The 23777-nt window shown below is 60.8% G+C and carries 24 protein-coding genes, 1 tRNA gene and 3 pseudogenes; 20 read left to right on the forward strand and 8 right to left on the reverse strand.

Going from position 1 to position 23777, the window contains the following annotated elements:
• Positions 1–61 precede the first annotated feature (61 nt).
• A complete protein-coding gene (locus HLUSI_RS0108220; RefSeq protein WP_016833515.1) occupies positions 62–1075 on the reverse strand; it encodes an aldo/keto reductase in 1014 nt (337 codons plus the stop codon).
• Between the two features lie 157 nt (positions 1076–1232).
• On the opposite strand from HLUSI_RS0108220, the gene HLUSI_RS0108225 reads away from it, so the two are divergent.
• The gene (locus HLUSI_RS0108225; RefSeq protein WP_016833516.1) at positions 1233–2120 is read left to right on the forward strand and encodes a LysR family transcriptional regulator; all 888 of its coding nucleotides are present in this window, start codon (positions 1233–1235) and stop codon (positions 2118–2120) included.
• Between the two features lie 14 nt (positions 2121–2134).
• Here HLUSI_RS0108225 and HLUSI_RS0108230 read toward each other — a convergent pair whose 3' ends face one another.
• Together HLUSI_RS0108230 and trxB are read right to left on the reverse strand one after the other, a co-directional pair.
• Positions 2135–2788, reverse strand: coding sequence for a Smr/MutS family protein (locus HLUSI_RS0108230; RefSeq protein ID WP_016833517.1), 654 nt, complete (start codon positions 2786–2788; stop codon positions 2135–2137).
• 75 nt (positions 2789–2863) lie between these two features.
• Positions 2864–3817, reverse strand: coding sequence for a thioredoxin-disulfide reductase (gene trxB / locus HLUSI_RS0108235; protein WP_016833518.1), 954 nt, complete (start codon positions 3815–3817; stop codon positions 2864–2866).
• A 53-nt stretch (positions 3818–3870) separates the two neighbouring features.
• Here trxB and HLUSI_RS32505 point away from each other — a divergent pair, with 53 nt between their 5' ends.
• From HLUSI_RS32505 to lolA, 3 genes are read left to right on the forward strand one after another with little or no spacing between them, the layout of a single operon-like run.
• Positions 3871–4140: a hypothetical protein gene (locus tag HLUSI_RS32505; protein WP_157137787.1), complete on the forward strand. Its 270-nt coding sequence runs from the start codon at positions 3871–3873 to the stop codon at positions 4138–4140.
• A gap of 32 nt (positions 4141–4172) precedes the next feature.
• The gene (locus HLUSI_RS0108240; RefSeq protein WP_016833519.1) at positions 4173–6500 is read left to right on the forward strand and encodes a DNA translocase FtsK; all 2328 of its coding nucleotides are present in this window, start codon (positions 4173–4175) and stop codon (positions 6498–6500) included.
• A gap of 13 nt (positions 6501–6513) precedes the next feature.
• Positions 6514–7185 (forward strand): outer membrane lipoprotein chaperone LolA, encoded by a 672-nt coding sequence (gene lolA, locus HLUSI_RS0108245; protein ID WP_029363284.1) that lies wholly within the window; start codon positions 6514–6516, stop codon positions 7183–7185.
• Between the two features lie 39 nt (positions 7186–7224).
• Here lolA and fdxA read toward each other — a convergent pair whose 3' ends face one another.
• Positions 7225–7560 carry a ferredoxin FdxA gene (gene fdxA, locus HLUSI_RS0108250; protein WP_016833521.1) on the reverse strand — a complete coding sequence of 112 codons (336 nt, stop codon included), beginning with the start codon at positions 7558–7560 and terminating at the stop codon, positions 7225–7227.
• 212 nt (positions 7561–7772) lie between these two features.
• Between fdxA and HLUSI_RS0108255 the strand changes: the two genes are divergently transcribed.
• Positions 7773–9068, forward strand: a complete 1296-nt coding sequence (locus HLUSI_RS0108255; RefSeq protein WP_016833522.1) for a replication-associated recombination protein A — start codon at positions 7773–7775, stop codon at positions 9066–9068.
• A 39-nt stretch (positions 9069–9107) separates the two neighbouring features.
• Here HLUSI_RS0108255 and HLUSI_RS0108260 read toward each other — a convergent pair whose 3' ends face one another.
• A complete protein-coding gene (locus HLUSI_RS0108260) occupies positions 9108–9701 on the reverse strand; it encodes a hypothetical protein (RefSeq protein ID WP_016833523.1) in 594 nt (197 codons plus the stop codon).
• Between the two features lie 197 nt (positions 9702–9898).
• Here HLUSI_RS0108260 and serS point away from each other — a divergent pair, with 197 nt between their 5' ends.
• Positions 9899–11197, forward strand: coding sequence for a serine--tRNA ligase (gene serS, locus HLUSI_RS0108265; protein ID WP_016833525.1), 1299 nt, complete (start codon positions 9899–9901; stop codon positions 11195–11197).
• 101 nt (positions 11198–11298) lie between these two features.
• Here the strand turns inward: serS and HLUSI_RS0108270 are convergent, their stop codons facing one another.
• Positions 11299–13179, reverse strand: a complete 1881-nt coding sequence (locus HLUSI_RS0108270; protein ID WP_040503276.1) for an EAL domain-containing protein — start codon at positions 13177–13179, stop codon at positions 11299–11301.
• Between the two features lie 28 nt (positions 13180–13207).
• On the opposite strand from HLUSI_RS0108270, the gene HLUSI_RS33255 reads away from it, so the two are divergent.
• From HLUSI_RS33255 to HLUSI_RS0108290, 4 genes are all read left to right on the forward strand, one after another.
• Positions 13208–13357: a hypothetical protein gene (locus tag HLUSI_RS33255; protein ID WP_016833529.1), complete on the forward strand. Its 150-nt coding sequence runs from the start codon at positions 13208–13210 to the stop codon at positions 13355–13357.
• A gap of 94 nt (positions 13358–13451) precedes the next feature.
• A tRNA-Ser gene (locus HLUSI_RS0108280) sits at positions 13452–13541 on the forward strand.
• Between the two features lie 136 nt (positions 13542–13677).
• Positions 13678–14136: a hypothetical protein gene (locus HLUSI_RS0108285; RefSeq protein WP_016833530.1), complete on the forward strand. Its 459-nt coding sequence runs from the start codon at positions 13678–13680 to the stop codon at positions 14134–14136.
• Between the two features lie 49 nt (positions 14137–14185).
• Positions 14186–15913, forward strand: coding sequence for a GGDEF domain-containing protein (locus HLUSI_RS0108290; RefSeq protein WP_016833531.1), 1728 nt, complete (start codon positions 14186–14188; stop codon positions 15911–15913).
• Positions 15914–15929: 16 nt separating this feature from the next.
• Here HLUSI_RS0108290 and HLUSI_RS0108295 read toward each other — a convergent pair whose 3' ends face one another.
• Entirely contained in the window at positions 15930–16355 is a 426-nt protein-coding gene (locus tag HLUSI_RS0108295) for a MarR family winged helix-turn-helix transcriptional regulator (protein WP_016833532.1), read from the reverse strand.
• Between the two features lie 108 nt (positions 16356–16463).
• Between HLUSI_RS0108295 and HLUSI_RS27650 the strand changes: the two are divergent.
• From HLUSI_RS27650 to HLUSI_RS31420, 3 genes and pseudogenes are all read left to right on the forward strand, one after another.
• Positions 16464–17640, forward strand: a pseudogene (locus tag HLUSI_RS27650) (HPP family protein).
• A gap of 92 nt (positions 17641–17732) precedes the next feature.
• The gene (locus HLUSI_RS34625; protein WP_016833533.1) at positions 17733–17855 is read left to right on the forward strand and encodes a hypothetical protein; all 123 of its coding nucleotides are present in this window, start codon (positions 17733–17735) and stop codon (positions 17853–17855) included.
• Positions 17856–18093: 238 nt separating this feature from the next.
• Complete coding sequence (locus tag HLUSI_RS31420) at positions 18094–18285, forward strand: DUF1289 domain-containing protein (RefSeq protein ID WP_029363286.1); 192 nt, start codon at positions 18094–18096, stop codon at positions 18283–18285.
• A gap of 27 nt (positions 18286–18312) precedes the next feature.
• Here the strand turns inward: HLUSI_RS31420 and HLUSI_RS0108315 are convergent, their stop codons facing one another.
• Positions 18313–18996, reverse strand: coding sequence for a Maf-like protein (locus HLUSI_RS0108315; protein WP_016833535.1), 684 nt, complete (start codon positions 18994–18996; stop codon positions 18313–18315).
• 104 nt (positions 18997–19100) lie between these two features.
• On the opposite strand from HLUSI_RS0108315, the gene HLUSI_RS0108320 reads away from it, so the two are divergent.
• The 7 genes and pseudogenes from HLUSI_RS0108320 to HLUSI_RS31425 form a co-directional block, all read left to right on the forward strand.
• Entirely contained in the window at positions 19101–19607 is a 507-nt protein-coding gene (locus HLUSI_RS0108320) for a YceD family protein (protein WP_016833536.1), read from the forward strand.
• Between the two features lie 110 nt (positions 19608–19717).
• Positions 19718–19900: a 50S ribosomal protein L32 gene (gene rpmF / locus HLUSI_RS0108325; protein ID WP_006463510.1), complete on the forward strand. Its 183-nt coding sequence runs from the start codon at positions 19718–19720 to the stop codon at positions 19898–19900.
• A gap of 146 nt (positions 19901–20046) precedes the next feature.
• Complete coding sequence (gene plsX / locus HLUSI_RS0108330; protein WP_016833537.1) at positions 20047–21141, forward strand: phosphate acyltransferase PlsX; 1095 nt, start codon at positions 20047–20049, stop codon at positions 21139–21141.
• Positions 21138–22124 carry a beta-ketoacyl-ACP synthase III gene (locus HLUSI_RS0108335; RefSeq protein ID WP_016833538.1) on the forward strand — a complete coding sequence of 329 codons (987 nt, stop codon included), beginning with the start codon at positions 21138–21140 and terminating at the stop codon, positions 22122–22124. Before plsX ends, HLUSI_RS0108335 begins: the two co-directional genes overlap by 4 nt.
• Before the next feature lie 47 nt (positions 22125–22171).
• Positions 22172–23104, forward strand: coding sequence for an ACP S-malonyltransferase (gene fabD, locus HLUSI_RS0108340; RefSeq protein WP_016833539.1), 933 nt, complete (start codon positions 22172–22174; stop codon positions 23102–23104).
• Positions 23101–23613 (forward strand): annotated as a pseudogene (locus tag HLUSI_RS27655) (SDR family NAD(P)-dependent oxidoreductase); the annotation flags it as partial. The gene fabD and the pseudogene HLUSI_RS27655, both read left to right, overlap by 4 nt.
• A 19-nt stretch (positions 23614–23632) precedes the next feature.
• Positions 23633–23777: pseudogene (locus HLUSI_RS31425) on the forward strand (3-oxoacyl-ACP synthase); the annotation flags it as partial.

Genomic DNA, 23777 nt, shown 5'->3' on the forward strand with positions numbered 1-23777 from the left:
AGGTCGCCGTCCGGCCAGTTCAATTTGTTTTGAGCGGCCGGGTGAGGCGTAGAGCGATAGCCTACTTCTCGCTGTCCAGATGCGCCATCGCATGCGCGGCATAGCGATCGCCCGCCGCCGCATCGGCCGGAATGGCTTCTTCGATGCGCGCCAGGTCCTGAGCGGTCAAGGTGAGCTTGAGGGCGCCCAGCGACTCGGCCAGGCGTTCCGGGCGACGTGCGCCGACCAGCGGCACGATGTCGCTGCCTTGCGCCAGCACCCACGCAATTGCGACCTGCGCGGGTGTCGCTTGCTTGTCGGCGGCGACGCTGCGCAGCACGTCGATCAGCGACAGGTTATGCGCCAGGTTGTCGCCCGAGAAGCGCGGACTGTGGCTGCGGAAGTCGTTCGCCGCCAGTTGGCGCGACGGATCCCAGTGGCCGCTGATCAGGCCGCGCGACAGCACGCCGTAGGCCGTGATGCCGATGCCCAGTTCGCGGCAGGTCGGCAGGATGTCCTTTTCGATGCCGCGCGAGATCAGCGAATATTCGATCTGCAAATCGGTGATCGGATGCACGGCATGAGCACGGCGCAAGGTGTCTGCGCCGACTTCCGACAAGCCGATATGACGCACGCGGCCGGCCTTGATTTCTTCGGCAATAGCGCCGACGGTGTCTTCGATCGGTACGGACGGATCGAGGCGCGCCGGACGATAGATGTCGATATGGTCGGTGCCGAGACGACGCAGCGTATAGGCCAGGAAGTTCTTGACGGCCGCCGGGCGGTTGTCCATGCCGACCCAGTTGCCGCCGGCGTCGCGCATGGCGCCGAATTTCACGCTCAGTTGGACCTTGTCGCGACTGTTTCCGCCCTTGCTGCCTGCTCCGCGCAATGCCTCGCGGATCAGCATTTCGTTGTGTCCCATGCCGTAGAAGTCGCCGGTGTCGAGCAGTGTGACGCCGGCGTCCAGCGCGGCGTGGATGGTGGCGATGCCGGCTTGTTCATCTGCCGGGCCGTACAGATCGGACATGCCCATGCAGCCGAGGCCGAGAGCCGACGAAGACAGGCCGTTGCGGCCGAGTATGCGGTGTTCCATGATGATTCCTTCCAATCGAAAATGAGGGGCGTATCGGTGCCTGTCGGAGTTAGGCGACAGCAGCCGTTCTTTGGCGCATGGACGGTATTATTGGACTTATTGAATTTCGAATAAATGGCGTTAAAATGATTTCTTTATTCGAATATTAATAATTATTATGGATCGCTTGCAGGCAATGGAAGTATTCGTGCGCGTCGCCGAGCTGGGCAGCTTCAGCAAGACTGCCGAGCAGATGGGTTTGCCGGCGGCGACGGTGACCAACGCCATCCAGGCGGTGGAAAAACGCGTCGGCGTGCGCCTGTTGCAACGGACTACGCGCAAGGTCACGCTGACCGACGACGGCGCGGCTTACCTTGAGCGCTGCCAGCGTTTGCTGGCGGAATTCCAGGATGTCGAGAATCTGTTCGACAACGAGCAGCCGCAAGGCGTGGTGCGCGTCGATTTGCCAGAGCGGCTGGCGCACAGGAACGTGATTCCGCGCCTGCCGGAATTTTTCGCGCGCTACCCCGACATTCGCGTCAAGCTCAACGCCAGCGACCGCTTCGTCGACCTGATCGGCGAAGGCGTCGACTGTGTGGTGCGCGTCGGCATCCTCAGCGATTCGACGCTGATTGCGCGCGGCATCGGCGCGATGGAACAGATCACTTGCGCCTCGAAGGCCTATCTCGATCGCCATGGCCGGCCGCGTACGCTGGCCGAGCTGGAGCAGCACACAATGATCAATTATTTTTCCAGCCGCACCGGCCGCGAGCTGCCTTGGGAATACATGCAGAACGGCGAGCTGAAGACACTGAAGCTGCGCGGCCAGGTATCGGTCGCGAGCTCGGAAGCTTACATGGCGTGTTGCCTGGCGGGGCTGGGATTGGTGCAGGCGCCTTTGCTGGGCGCCGAGGACTTGCTGGCGCAGGGCGTGATCGAAGAAGTGTTGCCGGAGTTCAAGCCGCCGCCGTTGCCGGTGGCGATCGTGTACTCGCACAACCGCCATCTGTCGCCGCGCGTGCGCGTGTTTGTCGACTGGCTGGCTGAAATACTGAAAATTCGTTAGCGGCTCTAGCGAATCTAGCGGCCGGCGGGCGCGCTCGATTGCAACAGCACGATCAGCGCACCCGAGCCGCCGTCGGCGGGTTGCGCCTGGCAAAAGGCGACCACTTCTTCCTTCTGCGCCAGCCAGTTGCGCACTTTCTGTTTCAGCACCGGCTCCTTGTTGACCGAGCCCAGTCCTTTGCCGTGGATGATGCGCACGCAGCGCAATCCGCGCCGACGCGACTGGCGCAGGAATTCGCCGAGCGCTTCGCGGGCTTCGTCGCGACGCAAGCCGTGCAGGTCGAGCTGGTTCTGGATTGTCCAATGGCCGCGCCGCAATTTGCTGAGCACGTCGCTGCCCACGCCGGGACGCGCGAAGCTGAGGTTTTCGTCGGTGTCGAGCAGGGTGTCGAAGGTGAATTCGTCGGACAGCGATTCCATCAGCGCGGCTTGTTCGTCGGCGATGTGGTGGCGCGCGATCGGCAAGGGTTGCGGCGGGAACAGGGCGGCTTTTTCGTTGCTGCGCAGCGGCGCTATCTTGCCGACGCTGCTGCGGAAGATATCGGCTTCGGTGCGCAGGCGCTTTTCATCTTCCAGGCGCTGGCGTTCGGCGGCGAGGCGCGCTTCTTCCTGCGCCTTGAGATCCTTGCGCAATGACTTGAGCGCCGAAAAATCCTTGATAGTCGCCATGATCGCGCACCGGTGAAAATTGAAAAAGCCCTCCCGCGATGAAGAGGGAGGGCTGAGGATGACAATCTGAGCTAATTACTCCAGGCCTTCCAGATAGCGCTGGGAATCCAGCGCAGCCATGCAGCCGGTGCCGGCGCTGGTGATGGCCTGGCGATAGACGTGATCCTGCACGTCGCCGGCGGCGAACACGCCGTCGATGCTGGTGGCGGTGGCGAAGCCTTCCAGGCCGGTGCGGGTCTTGATGTAGCCGTTGTGCATGTCCAGCTGGCCCTCGAAGATGCCGGTGTTCGGCTTGTGGCCGATGGCGATGAACAGGCCGTGCAGGGTGATCGGCGTGACGCTGCCGTCCTGGGTCGACTTGATCTTGATGCCGGTCACGCCGCTTTCGTCGCCGACAACTTCGTCGAGTGTGTGGTGCCACTTGATGTCGATCTTGCCTTCGGTAACCTTGTGCAGCAGGCGATCAATCAGGATAGGTTCGGCGCGGAACTTGTCGCGGCGATGGATGATGGTGACCTTGCTGGCGATGTTGGACAGGTACAGCGCTTCTTCGACCGCGGTGTTGCCGCCGCCGACCACGGCGACTTCCTTGCCGCGATAGAAAAAGCCGTCGCAGGTGGCGCAGGCCGACACGCCCTTGCCCATGAAGGCTTCTTCCGAAGGCAGGCCGAGGTATTGCGCCGAAGCGCCGGTGGCGATGATCAGCGCGTCGCAGGTGTATTCGCCGGAGTCGCCGATCAGGCGGAATGGCCGTTCCGACAACCTGGTCGTGTGGATATGATCAAAAATGATTTCCGTGTTGAAACGCTCGGCATGCTGCAGCAGGCGCTGCATCAGTTCCGGGCCTTGCACGCCCATCGGATCGCCGGGCCAGTTCTCGACGTCGGTGGTGGTCATCAGCTGGCCGCCTTGCTCGACGCCGGTGATCAGCACCGGATTGAGGTTGGCGCGGGCCGCGTAGACGGCAGCGCTGTAGCCGGCGGGGCCGGAACCGAGAATCAAAACCTTGGCGTGTTTGGGCGTGGTCATAAAATACTCTTAATGAACTGAACAGAAGCGGGGCGCAGCGGCATAGAAGGAAAATGATGCCGGACTGCCGGATTTCAATGCAGGCGAAAGGATTGTCGACGGCGTTGCCTGCGACGGCGGCTTATGTTGCCGTTTATCCTATATTGCGCTGCAAAACGGTTAAGATTATAGACGAAGCGCCAGACCGGCCGATGGAATTACGCTATCCGATCAATAGGGCCGTCTGCGCTGCGATCTGCCTTGCGATCGGCCTGGATTCACCGCCGATTTCCGCGTTCGGTTTTTCTGCCCGGCAATCGCCGTTACAATGTCGCCTGAGTTAAATGCGCCCCGCAGGCGCGCCAGATAAAGAGTTATGACCAAGACCAGCCAAGCCTATACCCGCAATACCAAAGCCGCCGAAACTCCTCAGCTGCCGAGCCGGCTGGTGCGCCTCCTGTACGAAGCGCGCTGGCTGGCCATGGCGACCTTGCTGGTGTATCTGACGTTGATCCTGCTGACCTATTCGCGCAGCGATCCGGGCTGGTCGGTGGCCAATTCCGTGCCGCACCTGCATAACTGGGGCGGCCGCGTGGGCGCCTGGATGGCTGACCTGATGCTGTACATCTTCGGCATGTCGACCTGGTGGTGGTGCGTGCTGCTGGGCCATTCGATCTGGCGCAGCTATCGCCGCCTCGCCAATCGTTTCCTGGTGCAGAAAGAGGCAGAACCCGAACATCACCAGGAAGGCCTGATCCGCGCCATCGGTTTCGTGTTCCTGCTGGCCGGCAGCCTCGGCATCGAATACATGCGCATGTACACCATGAAAGCGCCGATGCCGCGGGCGCCGGGCGGCGTGCTGGGTGAAATGATCGGCAGCGCGGCACAGACCTCGCTGGGTTTCACCGGTGCTACATTATTGCTGTTGCTGTTGTTCGGGCTGGGCTTCAGCCTGTTCTTCCACGTCTCGTGGCTGGCTGCGGTTGAACGCATCGGCGGTGCGATTGAAGACGGCATTTTCTGGATCCGCAATTTCTACTCGGCGCGCGAAGACCGCAAGGTCGGCCATGTTGCCGCCGTCAAGCGTGAAGAAGTCGTGGTGCAGGAGCGCGCCAAGATCGACGAAGCGCCGCCAATCCGCATCGAACCGCAAGTGGTTGCTGTGCCCAGGTCGGAACGCATCGAGAAGGAGCGCCAGACCAGCCTGTTCCAGGATATCGACTCGAGCCTGCCGCCGCTGTCCTTGCTCGACGAAGCGCCGCCGGCGCAGCAGACTGTTTCCGTGGAAACGCTGGAATTCACCAGCCGCCTGATCGAGAAGAAACTGTCCGACTTCGGCGTCGAAGTCAAAGTGGTCGCCGCTTATCCCGGCCCGGTGATTACGCGTTATGAAATCGAACCGGCCACCGGCGTCAAGGGCAGCCAGATCGTCGGCCTCGCACGCGACCTCGCGCGTTCGCTGTCGCTGACCTCGATTCGCGTGGTGGAAGTCATCCAGGGCAAGAATTACATGGGCCTGGAGCTGCCCAATCCCAAGCGCCAGATCGTGCGCCTGACCGAGATCCTCAGCTCCAAGGTTTACAACGACAGCCATTCCAGCCTGACCATCGCACTCGGCAAGGACATTGCCGGCAACCCGGTGGTGGCCGATCTCGCCAAGATGCCGCACTTGCTGGTCGCGGGTACGACGGGCTCGGGTAAATCGGTCGGCATCAACGCCACTATCCTGTCGCTGCTGTACAAGTCGACGCCGAAACAGGTGCGCCTGATCCTGATCGATCCGAAGATGCTGGAATTATCAATTTATGAAGGCATCCCGCACCTGCTGGCGCCGGTCGTGACCGACATGCGCCAGGCCGGCCATGCGCTGAACTGGGCCGTGGCCGAGATGGAACGCCGCTACAAGCGCATGTCCAAACTGGGCGTGCGCAACCTGGCCGGCTACAACCAGAAGATCATCGATGCCGACAAGCGCGGCGAGAAAATCCCGAATCCGTTCAGCCTGACCCCGGATGCGCCGGAGCCGCTGGAACAGCTCGAAACCATCGTCATCATCATCGACGAGCTGGCCGACCTGATGATGGTGGTCGGCAAGAAGGTGGAAGAACTGATCGCGCGTATCGCACAAAAGGCGCGCGCCGCGGGCATCCATCTGATCCTGGCGACGCAGCGGCCTTCGGTCGATGTCATCACCGGCCTGATCAAGGCCAACGTGCCGACGCGGATTGCCTTCCAGGTCAGCAGCAAGATCGACTCGCGCACGATTCTCGACCAGATGGGGGCGGAAGCGCTGCTCGGCATGGGCGACATGCTGTACATGCCGCCGGGCACCGGCTTGCCGATCCGCGTGCACGGCGCCTTCGTCTCCGATGAAGAAGTCCATCGCGTGGTGGATCACCTGAAAGAGCAGGGGGAACCGAATTACATCGAGGGCATCCTAGAAGGAGGCGTTGCCGAAGATGCCGATGGTGCAGTCGGCGGCGCTGCGGGCGGCGGCGAAGGCGATGAACTCTATGATCAGGCCGTCGCGGTCGTGCTGAAAAACCGCCGGGCCTCGATTTCCCTGGTGCAGCGTCATTTGCGCATAGGCTACAACCGCGCTGCGCGTCTGCTGGAGCAGATGGAACAAAGCGGTCTGGTGTCGACCATGCAATCGAACGGCAACCGGGAAATCCTCGTGCCGGCAGGAAATACCACGGAGTAAAGACGTCAATACTATGCAAATAAAAATACAGGCATCACCTCTTCTGAACAAATGGCGTGTCGCCGGAGTGGCGGCAGCAATCGGCCTGAGCGCTGCGCTGTTCTCGGCGCAGGCAGCGGCGAGCGCGCTGGAGCAGTTCAAGCAGTTCGTGGCGTCCACGCAATCGGCCAAGGGCGAGTTCGTGCAGCGCCTGGTCAAGACCGACAGCGGCACTGTCAAGGTGTCGAATACGTCGAGCGGCAGCTTCGTGTTTTCACGTCCGGGCAAGTTCATCTGGACTTACCAGAAGCCGTATGAGCAAGTCTTGCAGGCCGATGGCGACAAGCTGTTCATTTACGACAAGGACCTGAACCAGGTCACCACCAAGAAGCTGGGCAATGCGCTCGGTTCATCGCCGGCCGCCATCCTGTTCGGCAGCAACGACCTGGAAAAGAATTTCACGCTGAAAGAAGGCGGCACCAAGGATGGCATGGAATGGCTGGAAGCCACGCCCAAGACCAAGGACACGACCTTTGACCGGATCGGCATCGCCTTGAAGGACGGCGTGCCGCATGCGATGGAGTTGCGCGATTCGTTCGGGCAGACTTCGCTGCTGTCGTTCACCAACTTCGAGAAGAATCCGCCCTTGAAGGCGACCAGCTTCACCTTCGTCGTGCCCAAGGGCGCCGACGTTTTCAATCAATAAACAAGCGACGTAACGACGAGTAACGAATAACGACGAGGGTCAGATCGAGGTCTTGAGCATGTCGATCTTGCCTTCGACCTCGCGCCATTGGGCGTGGTCGGGCATTGGCGCCTGGGCCTGGGTGATCGGCTTCCAGCCCGGGTGCTTGGCCAGTTTTGCGTTCAGTTCGGTGAAATGGCGCAGGCCTTCGGGCAGGTCGGTTTCGTTGTAGATGGCGCCGACCGGGCATTCCGGTACGCACATCGAGCAATCGATGCAGCCATCCGGATCGATGGCCAGGAAGTTCGGGCCTTCGACAAAACAATCCATCGGGCAGACGCTGACGCAGTCGGTGTATTTGCAGGCGATGCAGGAATCGGTGACGACAAAGGGCATGAGCAGAACGCGCCGGTCGCGCGCCGAATGATGAGTAACGTAAGCAAAATGGCAAGCTGCGGATAGACAGCTTGCCCGGCAACCAGTCCTGTTTCCATCCTGTTTCCGTTCTATCTTCGCAAGCCCGGCAGGATTCTAGCATTCGGACCGATAGCCCGCTGCCGGATCGGTTAGACTGGCAATCCATTTTAATTCCCCAATTTGACCGCTCCATGAATTCCGCGCCGTTAGCCGAACGCCTCCGACCGCACTCCTTTGACGATGTCATCGGCCAGCAGCATCTGCTCGGCGCGGGCAAACCGCTGCGCGTGGCGTTCGAATCGGGCGAGCCGCATTCGATGATCCTGTGGGGACCGCCGGGTGTCGGCAAGACCACGCTGGCGCGCATCATGGCGGACAGTTTCAATGCCGAATTCATCGCGCTGTCGGCGGTGCTGTCGGGCGTCAAGGACATCCGCGAAGCGGTCGAGCGCGCGGAAGTGATCCGCGCCAATTCCGGCCGCCGCACCATCCTGTTCGTCGATGAAGTGCATCGCTTCAACAAGAGCCAGCAGGACGCTTTCCTGCCGCACGTGGAAAGCGGCCTGTTCACCTTCATCGGCGCGACGACTGAAAACCCCTCGTTTGAAGTCAACGGCGCGCTGCTGTCGCGCGCGGCCGTGTATGTGCTCAAGTCGCTGACGGAGGAAGATCTCGGCGCGCTGATCGATCGCGCCTGCCGCGACGAACTCGACGGCCTCCAATTCGTACCCGAAGCCAGGGAAATGCTGATCGCCAGTGCCGACGGCGACGGCCGCAAGCTGCTCAACAACCTGGAAATCGTGGCGCGCGCCGCTCAGGCGAAGAGCGTCGCCATCGTCGGCACGGAACTGCTGGCGGAATGCCTGGGCGATGCGCTGCGTCGTTTCGACAAGGGAGGCGACGCCTTCTACGACCAGATTTCAGCGCTGCATAAGTCGGTGCGCGGCTCCAGTCCCGACGGCGCCTTGTACTGGCTCACGCGCATGCTCGACGGCGGCACCGATCCGCGTTACCTGGCGCGCCGCATCGTGCGCATGGCGTGGGAAGACATCGGCCTGGCCGATCCGCGCGCCATGACGATCGCCAACGACGCCGCCGCGACGTATGAGCGCCTCGGTTCGCCGGAAGGCGAACTGGCGTTGGCGCAGGCGGTGATTTATCTGGCGATTGCGGCCAAGAGCAACGCCGGCTACATGGCCTACAACCAGGCCCGCGCCTTCGTCGCCAAGGACAAGTCGCGCGGCGTGCCGGAGCACTTGCGCAATGCGCCGACCAAGCTCATGAAGCAACTGGGTTACGGCAAGCTGTATCGTTACGCCCATGACGAGCCGGAAGGCTATGCCGCCGGCGAGACCTATCTGCCGGACGGCATTCCCGATCCGCACTGGTACCAGCCGGTGCCGCGCGGGCTCGAGGCCAAGATCGGCGACAAGATGGCGCATCTGCGCGAGCTTGATCGCGAGTACAAGAAGAACAACAAGGATTGACCCGGGCGGCAATGCATAGACCGCATTGCGCCGGCAGATTCAAACGGTTTTTTTCCACACCTCGAACACGCCCTCCATTGCCCCCATCGCCGCAATCACTGCAGCATAGGTGGCGTCGTTGTCGTAGCCCGGCAATTTCACCTTGAACTCTTCCATCAGGCTTTCCAGCCCCGGCGTGTCGTTGGGCAGGCGGATGCCGCCTTTGGCGGTGGCGAGCATCCAGTAGGGCATCGGCAGGAAATCGTCGCCGATGGTGATGACGATGCGCTCGACGTCTTGCCAGGCGATGCTTTCCAGTTCGGCGCCGGCGCGGGCGGTCTTGATGAATTCATCGTCGAACGCCACCGTCACCGGTTTGGCGCGCGCTGCGGCGCGCTTGGCCGGACGCAGATCGGCGGCGCTGGGGCCGGCGTTGATCTTCCATTTGGTTGATTCAGGCGTCGGGAACAGGCGGTTCTTGACGCGTTGCCCGAAGGCGAACATGGCGCCGAAAGCCAGCCCGGTCAGCACGCCGTAGCCGATACTCGAACCGGTCAGGGCGAATTGCGAACCGGCCCAGATGGCGCAGCAGGCGGACAGGGCAAAGCCGATCAGGTAGGCGATCAAGGGCGGCTGGGAGGGTTTGTCGGACATGGCGGGTTCCTGTGGTGGTCCTGAACATTGGCGGCAATGGTAACGCAAGCACGTGTGCCGTTGGCCGCAGGCCACGCTATTTTTCGCGCATTTTTTGTTCGTTGAGCCGGCAGCCGGCGAGGATGGTCAATGTCCTTGGTACAATCTCATCTTTACCGAATTCACCGTATTCACCGCATTTACTTATCTGGCACTCCATGATCGACATCCAACTTCTTCGTAAAGACATCGACAATGTCGCCGCCCGTCTGGCCGCGCGCAAATTCCAGCTTGATGTCGCCGCTTTCAATGCACTCGAAGGCGAGCGCAAGCAGATCCAGACCCGCACTGAAGAATTGCAGGGCAAGCGCAACAGCCTGTCCAAGCAGGTCGGCATGCTCAAGGGCAAGGGCGAAGACGCCTCGGCGGTGATGGCGGAAGTGTCCGGCATCGGCGATGAACTCAAGGCATCCGCCGCACGCCTGGAAGAAGTGCAGGTGCAACTGAGCGACTTCCTGCTGACCCTGCCGAACTTGCCGCACGAATCCGTGCCGGCCGGCGCCGATGAAAGCGGCAACGTCGAACTGCGCAAGGTCGGCACGCCGCGCACCTTCGATTTTGAGGTCAAGGACCACGTCGACGTCGGCGCCGCGCTCGGCCTCGACTTCGATGTCGCCACCAAGCTCACCGGTTCGCGCTTCGCCGTCATGAAGGGCGGCATCGCCCGCCTGCATCGTGCGCTCGCGCAATTCATGCTCGACACGCACACGCTGGAGCACGGCTACACCGAGTGCTACACGCCTTACATCGTCAACGCCGATTCGCTGCGCGGCACCGGCCAGTTGCCGAAGTTCGAAGCCGATCTGTTTGCGGCCAAGAAGGGCGGACAAGAGGGCGACTCCAGCGACAACGCTGCGCTCTACCTGATCCCGACCGCCGAGGTGCCGTTGACCAACCTGGTGCGCGACGAGATCGTGGCCGGCGACACGCTGCCGCTGAAGATGACTGCGCATTCGCCGTGCTTCCGTTCGGAAGCCGGCAGCTACGGCCGCGACACGCGCGGCATGATTCGTCAGCATCAGTTCGACAAGGTCGAAATGGTCCAGATCGTGCATCCGGAAAAATCCTACGAAGCGCTGGACGAGATGCTCGGCCACGCCGAAAACATCCTCAAGAAGCTCGGCCTGCCATACCGCGTGATCACGCTGTGCACCGGCGACATGGGCTTCGGCGCAGCCAAGACCTTCGACATCGAAGTCTGGCTGCCGGCGCAGAACACTTACCGTGAAATCTCGTCGGTGTCGAACTGTGAAGCCTTCCAGGCGCGTCGCATGCAGGCGCGTTTCCGCAATTCCCAAGGCAAGCCGGAACTGGTGCACACGCTCAACGGCTCCGGCCTGGCGGTCGGTCGCACCTTGGTGGCGGTGCTGGAAAACGGCCAGCAGGCCGATGGCAGCGTGACGATTCCGGAGGTGTTGCGTCCGTACATGGGCGGACTGGAAAAGCTGGCGCCGTAAGCCGCGCAATCCAGGCAATCCACGCCGCACCATGAAAAATGGCTGATGTCCGCAGGGGCATCAGCCATTTTTCATGTGCCGTCGTGGCTATTTGAGATCGTTTACATTGCCCATGAGAAAGTTGCCGGCACGCGCCGCTCGATGAAGAGGCTGTTGCCCGGCGTCTTCTTGGCCTGCTTCTTGGCCTTCGTCGCCGCCGAGGCGATCTGGTGTGGTGATGAGTATTGCGAGGGTTCGATTTTTACCGCGCCCAGCGACAGGCTCACCAGCGGATGCAGCACGCGGTTGCCCTGGCGATCTTCGCTGTAGTAGCCGCCGCGTTCCTTGTCTTCGACATAGTAAAAGCTTTGCGAGGCGACCGCGAACGCTTCCAGCATCGCCTTGCAGCGATGTTCCCAGTCTTCGCTCTGGAACATGATCAGGAAATCGTCGCCGCCGATGTGGCCGATGAAGTCCAGCTGCGTGTCGCAGAACTGGCTCAGGGTGCGGCCGGTCAGCTGGATCATGTCGTCGCCCTTGCGATAGCCGTAGACGTCGTTGAAGGGCTTGAAGTTGTCGAGGTCGCAGTAGCAGATGCAAAACTCGACACCGCTTTGCAGCAGGAATTCGATGTGTTCGTTGATCGGCACGTTGCCCGGCAATTGCGTCAGCGGATTGGCGTAGCGCGCCGCTTCGATCTGCATTTGCGTGATTTCGCGCAGCAGGTCGTGGCCGGTGCCCATGCCGACGTACTGGCCCTGGTCGACGATGATGAAGCCGTTCGACAAGTGATGCGATTCGGCCTGGACCAGGATATGGCTGAGATCTTGCAGGCTGGTGTCCTGTTCGGTCAGCAGCGGATTGGGATCCATGAAGAAGGTGCAGGACTTCTTGCCGTACAACTCGCGGCCGTACAGGCGGGCGAAGCGCTCGACCATGCTGTAGCGGTTGATCAGGCCGACCGGGATACCGTTGCTCACCACCGGCAGCGCCTGCAATTGCGGATCGTTGACGAACAGGTTGTAGACCTTGTCGTTGGATACATCGGGCGCGACGTACAGGCTTTCGCGCAGCAGCTTGAAAACGGTGGTGCTCTTCTTGCCGGGACCATATTTTTGCGCCGCCAGCGGCACCTTGTCGCGGCGCAGGACCTTGCTGATATCGTCGCCGACCACGGTCTTCGGATTGGCATGCGGGCGGGCGATGTGATAACCCTGGCCGCAGGCGATGCCGAGGTCGCGGATGGTCAGCAGTTCGGCCTGGGTTTCGATGCCTTCGGCGATGACGATGGAGCCGGACTTTTCGGCGATCTCCTGGATCGAGCGCACGAACTGCAATTTCATCGGGTCGTTGTTGATGCCCTGGATGAAGTGCATGTCGACCTTGACGTATTCCGGCTGCAGCTCGGACCACAGGCGCAGGCTGGAGAAGCCTTCGCCGAGATCGTCGATGGCGATCTGGAAACCCATGTTGCGGTAATGCATGGCGGCGTTGCGCAGCAGCGTGTAATCGTAGGTCGGTTCGTTCTCGGTCAGTTCGATGATGATGCGCTGAGGATTGATGCCAAGTTTTTCGAGATGGCGCAGGGTCTCGCCCTGGATCGCTTCGGGCTGCACCAGCGCACCCGGGCTGACGTTGAGGAACAGGTTGCCCGGCAGGCCGGATTGGGCGAACTGCGCCATGACGATGTGGCGGCACAGATGTTCGACCTGGACGGACAGCTTGTTGGCACGCGCGACCTTGAACAGGTTCAGCGGCGAATGCAGCGGGCTGTTGGAGGGGCCGCGAATCAGGCCTTCGTAGCCGACGATCTCGCCGCTGCGCATGCGGATGATGGGCTGGAACAGCGCCGTCAGGCTGCGCTGGGCAATGATTTCGTGCAAATGCGACAGCAGTTGTGACTCTTGCTGTTCGGACGCCGGCTGGGCATTGTCCGGCTCGCCCAAGATGACAGGCAAGGGCGGAACATGGTGGTCGAAGTCATGTGAGGCGAATGGGGCCATGTCAGGTCCAGTGGGTCCAGCAGTAGAGATGAGAAAGAGTGCCGATGGCATGCCGGAAGCGTGCCAAACTGCTTGCCCAATGCGCACGAGCGCCGGGCAACACCTGATCGTAGAGAAGATTTATGACAAGATGATGATGCGTAAATTATTTTCGATGGCGCGCGAGGAAAATATTTGAAGATTTATAAGGAAGGCTCTTTCCATCTTCAAATTGGTTCTGCTATAATCTTTCGCTTTGCTGCCCCAGGGTAAGCAATTCGACTAAGTTAACCGGAGAGGTGGCAGAGTGGTCGAATGTACCTGACTCGAAATCAGGCGTACGTTAAATCGTACCGTGGGTTCGAATCCCACCCTCTCCGCCAGAATCAAGCACAAACGCCCGCTCCATGTTCCTGTCATCAATCTGCCTGATTATCACGGTATCACGGCGGGTTTCATTGCATTCTTGATAATAATTAATGTGCCCGGCTGAATCGTCATGGGCATCCGGGGTTCTCAATGTCGCTGAATCGCCTGTTCTGGCTTGTCTCCGTCGCGCTGATGCTGCTGTTTTCCGTGCTCGCCGCGCGCATCGTGCTGATCGAGTGGGAAGCCTACCGGCGTGGTGCGCGCAGTGTCGACGCCGTGCGCGTGGTGCAACTGACGATGCTGGCGATGGAAAAGGTCTCGATCGAACGCGGACCATCGAATGCCCTCATGGGCGGTGAGGGCGATGCCTTGCCGGCGTTGCGCAAGCGGCTCGACGAGGCGCGGCGGAATAGCGATGAGGCGCTGTTCCGCGTGCTCGACAGTTTGCGCCTGGAGGCCGACGTCCGCTATGCGCCGGCGATCCGCAAGATCGAGGCGGTGCGCCAGGCGCTGGGGCCGGCGCGCGATCGCGTCGATCAGCAGGTCCGTTTCCTGTCATCAATCTGCCTGATTATCACGGTATCACGGCGGGTTTCATTGCATTCTTGATAATAATTAATGTGCCCGGCTGAATCGTCATGGGCATCCGGGGTTCTCAATGTCGCTGAATCGCCTGTTCTGGCTTGTCTCCGTCGCGCTGATGCTGCTGTTTTCCGTGCTCGCCGCGCGCATCGTGCTGATCGAGTGGGAAGCCTACCGGCGTGGTGCGCGCAGTGTCGACGCCGTGCGCGTGGTGCAACTGACGATGCTGGCGATGGAAAAGGTCTCGATCGAACGCGGACCATCGAATGCCCTCATGGGCGGTGAGGGCGATGCCTTGCCGGCGTTGCGCAAGCGGCTCGACGAGGCGCGGCGGAATAGCGATGAGGCGCTGTTCCGCGTGCTCGACAGTTTGCGCCTGGAGGCCGACGTCCGCTATGCGCCGGCGATCCGCAAGATCGAGGCGGTGCGCCAGGCGCTGGGGCCGGCGCGCGATCGCGTCGATCAGCAGGTCGGACTGGTCAAGTGGCAGCGCTCGTCGCGCGAAATCACCGAGGCGGTCGACGGCATGGTCGCGCTGATTCCCATGCTGGTGTCGTCGGTAGCCGATTTGTCGAGCATCGCCATCCAGGCCGATCCGGAGGTGCTGGACGGCCTGACCGGCATGCGGGTGGCGGCCAGCTTGCGCGAATACGCCGGCCAGGTCGGTTCCAAATTCACCGCGCCGGTCATCATGCGGCGTCCGCTGACCAAAAACGAAGTGATCGAAATCGGCAAGCTCTACGGTCGCATCGAGCAGTTGCGCACCTTGCTCGACATCCAGATGCGCGCCTACAAGGACAACCCGGCGTTCCGCACGGCGCTGTCCGATCTCGACACCCAGTATTTCGGACAGGGTTTTCCCTTCCTCGACGGCTTGCTGCAGACCGGCCTGCTGTCCGGTTCATACGAAGTCAACACGGCCGAACTGGCAGCGCGCTATGTTCCGCCCATGGGTTCGATTCTGCGGCTGCGCGATGCGATCCTGGTTGACCTGATCCGCGAGGCGGAAATCCGCCACCGCCAGGCGTTCAATCTGTTGATCGGTGCGATCACGATGACATTGTTCGCCTTCATTTTCTTTTTCCTGTTGCTGTACCTGGTGCGTCAGCGCGTACTGCGGCCGGTCTTGAAGGCGACGCAACTGGTGGTCGGACTGGCCGAAGGAAATCACGACGCGCCGATCCCGCAAGCGCGTCACAAAGATGAAATCGGCGACATGCTGCGCGCATTGCATGTGCTCAAGGCGCGCAGCCTGGAGCGCATCAGCCTGGCCGGTGAGCGGGAAACGCTGATCGAGCAGTTGCAACTGTCGTCCAATACCGATTTCCTGACTGGCGTGCTGAACCGCCGCGCCTTCTTTGCGCACAGCGAGCAGCAACTCGCGATTGCGCAGCGCTACGGGCGCAACCTGACGCTGGTGCTGCTCGACATCGACCACTTCAAGCGCTTCAACGACAATTACGGCCACCTTGTCGGCGACGATATCCTGCGCAATGCCGTGCAGAAGATCGCCCAGTTGTTGCGCAAGATGGATGTGTTCGCGCGCTACGGCGGCGAGGAGTTCATCATCTTGCTGCCCGAGGCGGATCTGGAACAGGGCATTGCAGTCGCGGAGAAATTGCGCGTGATGCTGGCGACGCAGGCATTTGCGCTCGATGACGGTCGCGAGATTGGCATCACTGCCAGTTTTGGCGTCACCGCGCTGGGTACGGGGGAAAGTCTCGATCAGTTGATCCGGCAGGCCGACGTAGCGCTCTACGCCGCCAAGCACAAGGGGCGCAACCGCGTCGAACGGGCCGGCTGATTTTGTTGCAGGGACTTCAATCGCGGTCGTTGAAGGCCGAGATGTGCGAAACCTGAAATACGCTCGATAGCGAATGCAATTCGTTGCGATGCAATTGCGCCAGGCGATGCAGGTATTGTTCACCGGTTTCCGTCAGCCGCACCTGGACCAGGCGCTTGTCTTTATCGTCCTGGGTACGCGTCACCAATCCCGCTTTTTCGCAGCGCGTCACCAGCGCCACCGTGCCATGATGCTGAGACTGCAAGCGCTCGGCGAGTTCGCTGATGCTGGCCCAGTCGCGTCCGGGAAACCCCTTGATATGCAGCATCAACAGGTATTGCAGCGGCGTCAGCCCTTCGCTTTGCGCGGCGTCCTCGCTGAAGCGGATGAAGCGGCGCAACTGATAGCGGAATTCCGAAAGCGCTTCGAAGTCGTCTTTTTGCAGGCGTGCGGGTGTTTTCATTGGCGAAGGTCAGGTGCTGCGAATAAACGAATAAATAAATCGGAAAATGGCAAGATATATCATCTTGTGATGTAATTGCGGATTGACGTTATTCTGAAATAGGTTGGCATGCGCGATTCTATCCTGCAATGGTTGAGAAGTTTCATTCCGCAAAAAACCGCGGTGGATCGCTTCGAGCGCATGCGCGCCAGCGCCGGAGCGCTGTTCGGGATCCTGCTGACGGGTTTGCTGAGCTATCTGATTCTGCCGCACAACGCGGCCGCGATTTGGTTGATCGCACCCATGGGTGCCTCCGCCGTGTTGCTGTTCGCGGTCCCGTCCAGCCCGCTGGCGCAGCCGTGGTCGATCATCGGCGGCAATCTGGTGGCGGCGCTGGTCGGCGTGACGTGCGCCAAACTGATCGGCGAGCCGGCGCTGGCGGCGGCGCTGGCCATTGCGCTGGCGATAGCCTGCATGTTTGCGTTGCGCTGCATTCATCCACCCAGCGGTGCGGTGGCGTTGACGGCGGTGCTGGGCGGGCCGGCGGTGCATGGGATGGGTTATGGCTTCGTGTTGTCGCCGGTGCTGCTCAATTCCTTTTTGTTGCTGGCGATGGCGCTGTTTTTCAACAATGCGACGCGCCGCCGCTATCCGCACGCGCAGCAGAGCGAGCATCGCAACAACGTGCACCAGACTCATGACGTCGCGCCGAGCGCGCGACTGGGTTTCACGCATGAAGACCTGGATGCGGTACTGCGCCGCTACAACCAGGTGCTCGACATCAGCCGCGACGACCTTGAGGAAATCCTTCAGCAAACCGAGATGGAAGCCTACCGGCGTCGTTTCGGCGAGACCGTGTGCGCTGACATCATGTCCAGCGATGTTGTCTCGGTTGAGTTTTCGACCGAGCTGGCCGAGGCTTGGCGGCAGATGCGCGCGTGTGGATCGTGCGCGTCGCGTGATCGGCATCGTGACCAAGACGGATTTCCTCCAGCATGCCGGCACCCACGATTATGAAAAACTGGGCGACAAGTTGCGTTCCTTCCTGCAACGCACCCCGCATACGCATTCGGCCAAGGCGGAAGTGGTCGGGCAGATCATGAGCAAGTCGGTGAAGACGGCCTCGGTGCATCTGCCCATCGTCCAGCTGGTGCCGCTGATGGCGGACGAGGGTGTGCACCAGATCCCGGTGATTGACGACGAGCGTCGGCTGGCAGGCATGGTGACGCAATCGGACATGGTGGCGGCGTTGTACGTGAACAATCTGGCGCGTGCGCGCGGCGGTTTGCGTGTGGTGGCTTCGTAGCGAGGTTTTAAGCTCCCGAACCATTTGGACGAGAGGCGTCTAAAATCTAGGAATGGAGAGGGTTCGCACCAACACCCAAACAGGAGATCGCCATGCGCCATGCCGTTCTGATTGCCGTCGTCGCCATTGCCGTGCTGGCCGCCGCCTGCCAGCGCAAGGACAAGCCGCCTACGCCCACGGTGTCGCTGGCGCCGGTGGTGCAAGTGCCGGCTTGAGGGGGTGAGTTATTTCATTTGTGAATATCTGCTATTGGAACAATAAAGCAGACGAGGAGAGGGCGTGTCGCTATAGTTGCACCTGTCTCCTCCAATTCTCCTCCTTAAGAAGATTGGATTCAGCCCGCAACCTCAGGTTCGCGGGCTTTTTTTTGTCCTGAAATTTGTGCGCCGGGAATGCTTTCGTGCTTCTTGGTAAGATGTCGGCAAGCCCCACGCAGTCCTTGTAAAGATATCCATGTCCCACAGTCCTCCCGAACGTCCCGATACCCCTTGTGTCGCCGTCTGCTCCACCACTTTTGACGATGTATGCCGCGGTTGCGGCCGCACCGTGTCGGAAGTCGCGCATTGGGTGTTCATGACCGAGGAAGAAAAAGATGCGGTCTGGATACGCATCACCGCCGAGGGATATCCGCGCCGCAAGTCTTGAGCGGCTTGGGCGCGCTTGCGGCTCGTACTAATCTGGAAGAGCTGTTGAAGCAGAAGAAGGCGGAAACCCTGGTGATCGTCGGCAAATAACGCCGGAGGCGGCAACGCCAAAAAACGGCATGCCCGCCTTGCGCAGCATGCCTGTCAACGCAATCATCGGCAATCCGGTGAGGGCGGTCGGGTCGGTGCTGTCGATCCTTTCCAGGATGGCGATTCCCAGGCCTTCGTTCTTGGCGCTGCCGGCACAGTCATAGGGTTGTTCGATGCGCAGGTAGGCGTCCAGCTCGGCGTCCGGCAGATCGCGGAAGGTGACGAAGGTCTGGATATTTTCGATCTGAATGACCGGAGCCTCGGGATTGCGGTGATCCGACAGGCATAGCGCCGTATGGAAAATTACGCGGCGGCCGCGCATTTTGATAAGTTGCTTCATGGCATTGGCGTGATTGCCGGGTTTGCCGATTTGTTCGCCGTCGAGCGTGGCGACCTGGTCCGAGCTGATGATCAGCGCGTCTGGATGGCGCTGCGCGACGGCATCGCCTTTCCAGCGCGCCAGGCGTAATGCGGTGGCCTCCGGGCTTTCGCCTGCCGCCGGGGTTTCATCGATGTCGGGCGCAATCACCTCGAAGGGAAGTTGCAGCCGGGACAGGAGTTCGCGCCGGTAGATCGAGCTGGAGGCCAGGATGAGGCGGGGCAGGGCGGGAGTTTTGGGCATTATGCGACAGCAAGGTGGCAGTGTTCGCGAAAAATACGCTAACACTTTGACGAATAAGGGAAAACGCTGTTATTATCGCAGGTTTTCCGGATTCAGCTTTCGCCATGAGTGCTTTTGTGATCGACGCATTTGAATTTAGTCGGCTCAAGGAGCAGGCCGAGGGCGAGCTCGCGGTGGCCGATATGGCGCGCCTGGCGGGCGAAACGGCCGATCGCGCCGGCGTTCTCAAATGGTCGCTGAGCGGCGGCGCCGACAAGGTCGGTCATCCGCAATTGAAGCTTTCCGTCTCCGGCCAGGTCAATCTGGTGTGCCAGCGGTGCCTGACTGCGATGCCTTTCACGGTGTCGTCCGAGTCGGTGCTGGTATTGGCCAAGGATGAAGAATCTGCCGACGCCATTGAAGAATTGCTCAACGATGAGTCGATTGACGTGATCGTCGGCGAGGCCGAATTCAATGTCGGTTATCTCGTAGAGGACGAGGCATTGCTTGCCTTGCCGGTGGCGCCCAAGCATGAATCCTGCCCTGCGCAGGCCTTGCCTGGCTCCGGGGCGGAAGCGGCGGCGACCGAGAAAGTATCGCCGTTCTCGGTACTCAAGAATTTGAAGCAGTAAAAGCAGGCGGCGGGTTTTTTCTGCCGGATGGATGTAAGGATTCTCGGTTGGGCAGTGAGTTTGCTGGCCGGATATGTTAAAATTTTAGAACTTAAGATTCAGGAGTTATCATGGCTGTTCAGCAAAACAAAAAGACCCCATCGAAGCGCGGTATGCATCGTGCACACGATTTCCTGACAGCGCCACCGCTGGCAGTCGAGCCGACAACTGGTGAAACGCACCTGCGTCACCACATCAGCCCGAACGGTTTCTACCGTGGTCGCAAGGTCCTGAAGACCAAGAACGACGAGTAATCGGAAATTGCTGTTAAGGCGGAATGCGGCGCAATGAATTTTTCAATTGGCGCCGCTTTTTATATGCTGCTTCAGCTTAGCGCGTCATTTTGAATCGCGCCAAATCTGCCCCATAATGCGGGTTGGCAAGGCTCTGAATCAAAACAATGACCATCAAAATTTCCATTGACTGCATGGGCGGCGATCACGGCCCTTCAGTCACTATCCCAGCCGCCATTTCGTTTTTGCAGCGCGAGCCTGACGCCGAGTTGATACTGGTCGGTCAGGAGGAAGCGCTGCGTGCCGCCTTGCGCAAGCACAAGCAAGGCAACATTTCACGTCTGCACGTTCAGCACGCCGCCGAAGTCGTCACCATGGACGATTCGATCGAGGTCGCCCTGCGCCGCAAAAAGGATTCGTCCATGCGCGTCGCGATCAACCTGGTCAAGGAAGGGCGGGCCAGCGCTGCCGTCTCCGCCGGCAATACCGGCGCACTGATGGCGGTCTCGCGCTATGTGCTGAAAACCATCCCGGGCGTCGATCGTCCCGCGATATGCACGATTCTTCCCAATCAAAAAGACGGTCCGACCTACATGCTCGACCTCGGCGCCAACGTCGATTGCGAGCCGCAGCATTTGCATCAGTTCGCGCTGATGGGTTCTGCGCTGGTGTCGGCCATGGAAGGCAAGCCACGTCCTACGGTCGGTCTGCTCAACGTCGGTGAAGAAGAAATCAAGGGCAATGAGGTGGTCAAGCAGACCGCCGAACTGCTCCACGCGGATCACGAAAAAGGCCTGATCAATTTCTACGGCAACGTCGAAGGCAACGACATCTTCGAAGGCACCACCGACATCGTGGTGTGCGACGGTTTTGTCGGCAACGTCACGCTGAAGGCCTCCGAGGGCCTGGGTCGTTTCGTCAAGATCGTGCTCACGACCGAATTCAAAAAAGGCTTCTTCAACAAGCTCGGCGCCCTGATCGCCTATGGCGCCATCAAGGCCCTGTCGCGCCGCCTCAATCCATCCCGCTACAATGGCGCCAGCCTGCTCGGTTTGCGCGGCCTGGTGTTCAAGAGTCATGGCGGCGCCGATGCGTATGCTTTCGAGTGGGCCATTCAGCGCGCTTACGATGCGGCCAAATATGACGTGCTGTCGCGCATCACGACCACTATCGCCGAACTGATTCCACAGGCGGAAGGCGCAGTCGAGCGCGTGAATGCAATCACATCATCAACCGATCTAACAGAACAGAAAACGGTATGACTCTTTATAGCAAAATTGTCGGCACCGGCAGTTACCTGCCACCCAAGCGTGTGACCAACGACGAGTTGGCGCAGCAGCTTGCAAAGAAGGGCATCGAGACTTCCGACGAATGGATTTTTTCGCGCAGCGGCATTTCCGCGCGCCATTACGCCGAAGCCGACGTGCTGTCGAGCGACCTCGCCGTGGCAGCCTCGCAGCGCGCGCTGGAAGCAGCCGGTTTGCAGGCCAATGACATCGATCTGATCATCCTGGCGACATCGACGCCGGATCATCTGGGCGGCTTCCCGAGCACGGCCTGTGTCGTGCAGCGCAAGCTCGGCATCAACAACGGCGGCGCCGCGATGGACGTGCAGGCGGTGTGCAGCGGCTTCGTCTATGCGATGTCGGTGGCGGACAGTTTCATCAAGACCGGCATGCACAAGAACGTGCTGGTGATCGGCGCGGAAGTGTTTTCGCGCATCCTGAATTTCGAAGACCGCACCACCTGCGTCCTGTTCGGCGACGGCGCCGGCGCGATCGTCATGACGGCGTCAAAAGAGCCCGGTATCCTTGCCGCAAAATTGCATGCCGACGGCAGCCACGGCCATATCCTGTGCGTGCCCGGCAACGTCAATGATGGCGCAGTCGCGGGCAATGCCTATTTGTACATGGACGGCCCGGCAGTATTCAAACTGGCGGTGTCGGTGCTCGACAAGGTGGCGCGCGAAGTGCTGGAAATCGCCAAGGTGGATGCGAAAGAAGTCGACTGGCTGATTCCGCATCAGGCCAACATTCGCATCATGCAGGGCACTGCCAGGAAGCTCGGCCTGCCGCTGGAAAAAATGGTGGTGACCGTCGACGAGCACGGCAATACATCGGCCGCTTCGATTCCGCTGGCGTTGGACCAGGCGGTGCGCGACGGTCGCGTCAAGCCGGGCCAGAACGTCATGATGGAAGGCGTCGGCGGCGGCTTCACCTGGGGCGCCGTGCTGGCGCGCATGTAAGCCGGCGCGGCCGGCTTTGAACTGATTTTTCAACGACAAAATAGAGCATGACAACATTTGCTTTTGTTTTTCCGGGCCAGGGTTCGCAGGCCATCGGGATGCTGAATGGCTTTGCCGACAATGAAGTGGTCAAGGCGACTGTTGCGGAAGCCTCCGACGCGCTGCAGTTCGATCTCGGCAAGCTGATCGCCGAAGGTCCGAAAGAGGACCTCGACCTGACCACCAATACCCAGCCGGTCATGCTGACTGCGGCCGTGGCGTTTTACCGCGCCTGGATCGCTGCCGGGGGCAAGGCGCCGGCGCTGGTCGCCGGTCACAGCCTCGGTGAATATTCCGCACTCGTGGCGGCCGGCGTGATCGCGTTCAAGGATGCCGTACCGCTGGTGCGTTTCCGGGCGCAAGCCATGCAGGAAGCCGTGCCGGTCGGGCAGGGCGGCATGGCGGCGATTCTCGGCTTGTCGGATGACGACGTGCGCGCTGCCTGCGCCGAAGCTGCGCAGGGCGACGTGGTCGAAGCCGTCAATTACAATTCTCCCGCGCAAGTGGTGATCGCCGGCAGCAAGGCCGCTGTCGAGCGCGCTTGCGAAATCGCCAAGGCCAAGGGCGCCAAGCGCGCACTGGTGCTGCCGGTTTCGGCGCCGTTCCATTCGTCGCTGCTCAAGCCGGCTTCGGACCGTTTGCAGCAATATCTGGCCGGCGTGCCGTTTTCCGCGCCGCAGATTCCGCTGATCAATAATGTCGACGTCGCCATCGTCAACGATCCCGCCGCCATCAAGGACGCGCTGGTGCGTCAGGCGGCCAGCGCCGTGCGTTGGGTCGAGACCGTACAGAAGATGTCGACGGAAGGCATCACCCACGTGGTTGAATGCGGTCCCGGCAAGGTGCTGGCCGGTTTGACCAAGCGTATCAACGGCGAACTGGTCGGCGAGGCAATCGTTGACCAGGCATCCCTGGACAAAGTATTGGAGCTGCTGAAGTGAGTGATCAAAATCCGCAATACCTGCAGAATCTGCAGAATCAGACTGCATTGGTGACCGGCGCTTCCCGCGGCATCGGACGCGCCATCGCGCTGGAGCTGGTGCGCCAAGGCGCGAAAGTCGTCGGTACGGCAACGTCGGCAGCCGGCGCCGCGGCCATCAGCGAATACCTTGAGCAGGCGCAGCCCGGTTGCGGCAAGGGCGTCGTCCTCAACGTCAATGACGCCGCCGCCTGCAGCGCCGTCATCGACGACGTGCAAAAAGAATTCGGCGGCCTGTCCATCCTCGTCAACAATGCCGGCATCACGCAAGACCAGTTGGCCATGCGCATGAAAGACGAAGAGTGGGATAATGTCATCGCGACCAACCTGACTGCGGTCGGGCGTCTGTCGCGTGCAGTCTTGCGCGGCATGATGAAGGCGCGCAACGGCCGTATCATCAACATCACGTCGGTGGTCGGTTCGGCCGGCAACTCGGGGCAAAGGCGCCGCGATGGACGTGCAGGCGGTGTGCAGCGGCTTCGTCTATGCGATGTCGGTGGCGGACAGTTTCATCAAGACCGGCATGCACAAGAACGTGCTGGTGATCGGCGCGGAAGTGTTTTCGCGCATCCTGAATTTCGAAGACCGCACCACCTGCGTCCTGTTCGGCGACGGCGCCGGCGCGATCGTCATGA

The organism is Herbaspirillum lusitanum P6-12 (assembly GCF_000256565.1).
GTDB lineage: Bacteria > Pseudomonadota > Gammaproteobacteria > Burkholderiales > Burkholderiaceae_D > Herbaspirillum > Herbaspirillum lusitanum.